Below are 6118 nucleotides of genomic sequence, written 5' to 3'. Positions count from 1 at the left end.
AACGCCCTACACATTTGGTTTGTCTTACTTTGTTCAGTTTTCAAAGGTCTAATCCGTGTTGTCTTAACAACTTTTATATCATACCAAGTTGTTAGGGTTTTGTCAACACTTTTTAATAAGTTTATGTTATTTATTTTTTCGCCGTTCTTCTGAAAAGCTTTTAAAACAAATAGCGATAACCCGCTTTTACAACTAAAAAATTTTTTGTTTGTTTTTTAATCTTCGTCAGCGACATGTATTAATATACCAAGTATTTCCACTTTCGTCAACTACTTTTTAATATATTTTTTCCACTTACTTTATTAAGATAATCTAGCGAATTCGTTCGGATATAAAACTCTATATTCTCCTTTATGATTTTAAAATTATCAAAAAAAGGTTTTTATCCTAAAACAGTTCGTTTAACCATTGTTTTACATATCGTTTTTATAAAAAAAGAGAGAAGAAAATCTCTCTTTTTTTATTTTTTTATCTCATTGTTGGAAATAATAAAATATCTCTAATAGACTGTGAGTTAGTTAATAACATTACCAAACGGTCGATTCCTATACCCAATCCACCTGTTGGAGGCATTCCATATTCTAAAGCCTCTACAAAATCTTCATCTATTCCTTGCGCTTCATCATTACCTAAATCTTTTTCTTTCATTTGCGCTTCAAATCTTTCACGTTGATCAATTGGATCATTCAATTCAGTAAATGCGTTTCCGTATTCTTTTCCTACTATAAATACTTCGAAACGATCTGTGAAGCGTCCATCTTCAGTATTTTTCTTTGCTAACGGTGAGATCGATGTTGGATGGCCATAGATAAATGTAGGCTGTATTAATGTGTGCTCTACATATTTTTCAAAGAACTCATTAATAACATGACCGTAATCCATATGCTCTCCCAATTCAATATCATGCTCTTTGGCGATTGCTCTTGCTTCCACATCTGTCATTTCTTGCCAGAAGTCCACACCACATTCTTCTTTAATTGCGTCAACCATATGAATTCTCTTCCATGGACCTTCAAGATTAACTTGATATTCACCGTACTCAATTTGTAAATTGCCTAATACTTTTTGAGCTGCGTGAGTAATTATACCTTCTGTTAAATCCATAATATCATTGTAATCAGTATAAGCAGTATATACTTCTAACATAGTAAATTCAGGATTATGTGTTGTATCAATCCCTTCATTTCTAAACACTCGACCAATTTCATATACTTTTTCCATACCACCAACTATTAATCGTTTTAAATGCAGCTCTAAAGCGATACGTAAATATAATTCCATATCTAGTGCATTATGATGTGTAATAAACGGACGGGCTGCTGCGCCACCAGCGATATTATGTAATGTTGGAGTTTCAACTTCCAAGTAACCATGCATATTTAAATAATTACGGACTTCACGAATAATTTCACTTCGTTTTACAAACTTATCAAAACTTTCTCTGTTACTAATTAAATCTAAGTAACGCTGACGATATTTTTGTTCTACGTTTGTTAGACCATGATATTTATCCGGTAATGGACGTAGTGCTTTTGTTAGAAATGTTAATGTTGTTGGTTTGATTGTTACTTCACCCATATCAGTTTTCATGATTTGACCTGTAACACCAATAAAGTCTCCTAAATCTGCTTGTTTAAACAAATCATATTCTTCATCACCAACAGCATCTTTTCTTACATAAATTTGGATTTGGCCTTCACGATCTTGTAAATGAGCAAAACCTACTTTACCTTTACCACGTTTTGTCATAATACGACCAGCAACAGTTGCTGTTAAGTTAAGTTCTTGTAATTCTTCTTTTGTATGTTCATCATATGTTTCATGGAGTTCTTTTGAATTAGTTGTGCGTTCAAAACGTGAACCAAATGGATCCAAACCTTTTTCGCGTAACTCCGCCATTTTTTCTCTACGTACGATTAATTGGTCGTTCATCTCTTCATGACCTTGTATTTCTTTTGTCACGTTACTTCCTCCTATAGTCTTTTTTGACAATCTATTCCCTACTATAATGCCACAATAAAACAAAAAAAGGCAAGTCTATTTGCCTTTTCTCTCAAATTATTAACTAGCTAGTCCTTTTATGACTAAATTTTCGATATATTCATCTAAAATTTTCAATATCTCTTCTTGAGTTACCGTTTTATTAATAGCAACTTTTGTTTTAGCTGCCCTCGGTGCTCCTTTTAAGTAATAAGCAGCATGTTGACGAAATTCTCGACATGCAATTTTTTCACCTTTCAACTCAACCAAACGTAATAAATGCAGTTTCGCTGTTTTAATTTTTTCAATCGGTGAAGGTTCATCTAAAAGTTCACCTGTTTCTAAATAATGTTTCGTCCGATAAATCATCCACGGATTCCCTAACGCCGCACGACCGATCATCACGGCGTCACATCCAACGTACTCTAACATACGCTTAGCGTCTTCTGGCGTTTTAACATCCCCATTACCCATAAAAGGAATATCTAAATGCGGCGTTACTTCTTTTAAAATATCCCAATTAGCTTTTCCTTCATACATTTGCACTCTGGTTCTACCATGCATCGCTACAGCTGATGCTCCGGCACTTTGAGCAGCTTTGGCATTTTCGACTGCTAATATGTGCTCCTCATCCCAACCAATTCTCATTTTTACAGTCACTGGGATAGTTACTGCACTAGCCACAGCTTCAACCATTTCATAAACTTTATTGGGATCCAGTAACCATCTAGCCCCTGCTTCAGCTTTTATCACTTTGTTAACTGGACATCCCATATTGATATCTATCATATCCGCTGTCGTATTTTTTTCAACAAATTGCGCTGCTTCAACTAAGGTTTCTTTATTTCCGCCAAATATTTGTAAACTTAGAGGATGTTCCACTTCTTCAATATGTAGCATTTCTAATGTTTTCTTATTACGTTGCTGAATGCCTTTGTCACTAATCATTTCGCAAACCACTAATCCTGCACCAAATTCTTTAACTGTTACACGAAAAGCAGAATTACTAATACCTGCCATCGGTGCCACAACAACTCGATTAGGAATCTCCACGTTACCTATCTTCCACACTCAAGAACCCTCCTTACCTAATCGCTTCATCTCTGAGTACGGTTAATTCATCTGCACTAAATTGATATTTTTCACCACAAAAATGGCAAACAGCTTCTGCCCCTTCGTCTTCCTCAATCATCTGAGTTAACTCGGCTTCTCCTAAAGTAACAATAGCTGATGCGAAACGATCTTTTGAGCAGTCACAATGAAATTGAACTGGCATCGTTTCTAATATTTCAACATTTTCTTCACCTAATAACCGGCTTAATATTTTTTCTGGTGTCTCTCCTTGATCAAGTAATGAAGAAACTTGAGGGATATCTGCTAATCGTTTCTCAATTTCAACAATCGTTTCTTCACTAGCTCCAGGCATTACTTGAATCACAAATCCTCCTGCAGCTTTTACACAGTCATCATCCGTATTATCCACTAAGACACTTAATCCAACTGCAGATGGCACTTGCTCTGAGTTAGCTAAATAATACGTAAAATCTTCAGCAATTTCACCAGAAACAATTGGTACTTGTCCTGTAATTGGTTCTTTTAGACCCAGGTCTTTAACCACACTTAATGTTCCGTTAACACCAACTGCTCCTCGGACATCTATTTTACCCAAAGCATTTGGTGGTAAATTAACTTCTGGATTTTTAACATATCCTTTAACATTTCCTTTACTATCAGCATCCACCACAATCGCTCCAACTGGGCCATCGCCTTGGATTTTAATTGTCAATTTTTCATCATTTTTATGCATAGCACCTAATAACAAAGAACCTGTCATCGTTCTACCTAAAGCTGCTGTTGCTGCACGCCATGTATCATGTCTTTCTTGTGCTTCTCTAATAGTATCCGTTGTTCTAACAGCCATTGCTCGAATTTCTCCATTAAATGCAAGTGCTTTTACTAAATAATCAGTCATATTTTTCTCTTCCTTCTATAATAAATTCCATTATCTCTACAATAGAAAAGTGGGCTACACTTTCGTATATCCCACTCATAATAACTTATTTAATTAAATCTTCAAAATAATTTTACTCGTTATCAGGTGTTATTTCATCACCATCAGACAAAGCTTGTTCACCATGTGCTTCAGCTTCCTTTTCAGCATCTTTTCTTTCTAATGCTACTTTTGCTTCCTCAAAAGAGCCTTCTTTTTCACTTGGAAACTCACTTGTTTTTTCTTTTGATGGCATAACACCATCGTCAAATAATGATTTAATCGCTTTAGCATCTAAAGTTTCATACTCCAATAATGACTCAGCAATTAATTTATGTTGCGCACGATGCGCTTCAATAATTTCAATCGCTTTATCATGAGCACTTTTCAGAATGCGTCGAACTTCTTCATCAATTTGGAAAGCAACTTGTTCTGAATAAGCTTTTGTTTGTCCATAATCACGACCAACAAATACTTGATGATTTCCTTCATATTGTACAGGCCCTAATAACTCACTCATACCATATTCAGTAACCATCGAACGAGCTAAGCTAGTTGCTTGTTCAAAGTCATTACTTGCTCCCGTTGATTGAACACCAAAAACAACTTCTTCTGCAACACGTCCACCTAGCAAACCGACGATACGCTCAAACATCTCATTTTTTGTGATTAGGAATTGATCTTCTTTAGGTAAAGAAATCATATAACCACCGGCACGTCCACGAGGAACAATGGTTACTTTATGAACCACGTTTGCATCATCTAAAACCAACCCACAAATTGTATGTCCAGCCTCATGATAAGCTACTAACTCACGTTGACGTTTACTGATAACTCGATCTTTTTTAGCAGGACCAGCAATAACACGGTCTTGCGCTTCGTCGATATCTGTTGCATCAATTTTTTTCTTATTGCGACGCGCCGCTACAAGAGCTGCTTCGTTTAAGACGTTTTCTAAATCAGCACCAGCAAATCCTGGTGTTTGTTGTGCAACAACTTTTAAATCAACATCGTCAGCTAAAGGTTTATTACGAGAGTGAACGCGTAAAATTTGTTCACGACCTTTAACATCTGGTGTACCAACTAAAATTTGACGGTCAAAACGACCTGGTCTAAGTAAAGCTGGGTCTAGTACATCTGAACGGTTAGTCGCAGCAATGACAATAACACCTTCATTACCATTAAAACCATCCATTTCAACTAACAATTGGTTAAGGGTTTGCTCACGTTCATCATGTCCACCACCCATACCGGCACCACGTTGACGACCAACCGCATCGATTTCATCGATAAAAATAATAGCTGGAGCTGTTTTCTTCGCATTTTCAAACAAGTCACGAACACGACTTGCCCCAACACCAACAAACATTTCCACAAAATCAGAACCTGAAATTGAGAAGAATGGTACTCCTGCTTCTCCAGCTACTGCTTTTGCTAATAATGTTTTACCAGTTCCTGGAGGTCCTTCTAAAAGAACACCTGCTGGAATACGCGCGCCCAATTCTACAAATCGCCTTGGGTCTTTTAAGAATTCAACAACTTCCACTAATTCCTGTTTTTCTTCCTCAGCACCTGCTACATCAGAAAAACGCACAGTAATTGATTTTTTATCCGCTTCTTTTGTTTTCGTTTTGCCAAAGTTCATCACACGACCATTTCCGCCGCCTTGACCACCTTGACCTACCATCATGTAGATTAAGAAAACCATAAAAATTAATGGTAAGAAGCTAAATAACAACTGAACCCAAATCCCACTACTTGATTGCTCTTTAACCACAAATTTTGTTTTTGAGGTTTTAGCTGCTTGGTTAATATTTTCAATCGTAGAATCGTTAGGTAGTACAACCGTTGTAAATCGTTTCGATTTTACTTTTGTTTTACCAAAAACAGGTAAGCCTCCTGAATCAGTTACTTTTTGATCTTCAAAATATTCACCAGTTATTTTATAAACACCATTAGATGGCTGAACTGCAAATTCTTTAACTTGATCATCTTTTAATTGCTGATAGAATGTTGAATAATTTATGTTAGGAGATTGATCTCCACTTTGGCCAAAGAAGAAATACACAATCATAATCATTGATAAGAAAACAATAATATAATAAAGCGAATTTTTCATGCCTGGCTTCTTCTTATTATTCATACATG

General features: G+C 35.9%; 4 protein-coding genes. All 4 read right to left on the bottom strand.

Annotation, left to right across the window (positions count from 1 at the left end; translation table 11 throughout):
* Nucleotides 1-468: 468 nt before the first annotated feature.
* The 4 genes from lysS to ftsH all read right to left on the bottom strand — a co-directional run bounded on the left by lysS (nucleotide 469) and on the right by ftsH (nucleotide 6113).
* A complete protein-coding gene (lysS, locus tag RR554_RS08650) occupies nucleotides 469-1932 on the bottom strand; it encodes a lysine--tRNA ligase (protein WP_443081331.1) in 1464 nt (487 codons plus the stop codon).
* A gap of 129 nt (nucleotides 1933-2061) precedes the next feature.
* Nucleotides 2062-3051 (bottom strand): tRNA dihydrouridine synthase DusB, encoded by a 990-nt coding sequence (dusB, locus tag RR554_RS08645; RefSeq protein WP_332467834.1) that lies wholly within the window; start codon nucleotides 3049-3051, stop codon nucleotides 2062-2064.
* A gap of 13 nt (nucleotides 3052-3064) precedes the next feature.
* Entirely contained in the window at nucleotides 3065-3952 is an 888-nt protein-coding gene (hslO, locus tag RR554_RS08640; protein WP_332463270.1) for an Hsp33 family molecular chaperone HslO, read from the bottom strand.
* 112 nt (nucleotides 3953-4064) lie between these two features.
* A complete protein-coding gene (gene ftsH, locus RR554_RS08635; RefSeq protein ID WP_332463271.1) occupies nucleotides 4065-6113 on the bottom strand; it encodes an ATP-dependent zinc metalloprotease FtsH in 2049 nt (682 codons plus the stop codon).
* Nucleotides 6114-6118: the final 5 nt, after the last annotated feature.

This window comes from Vagococcus sp., from assembly GCF_036639995.1.
In the GTDB taxonomy this organism is placed as follows: domain Bacteria; phylum Bacillota; class Bacilli; order Lactobacillales; family Vagococcaceae; genus Vagococcus.
This window is presented reverse-complemented; position numbering and strand designations above follow the sequence as displayed.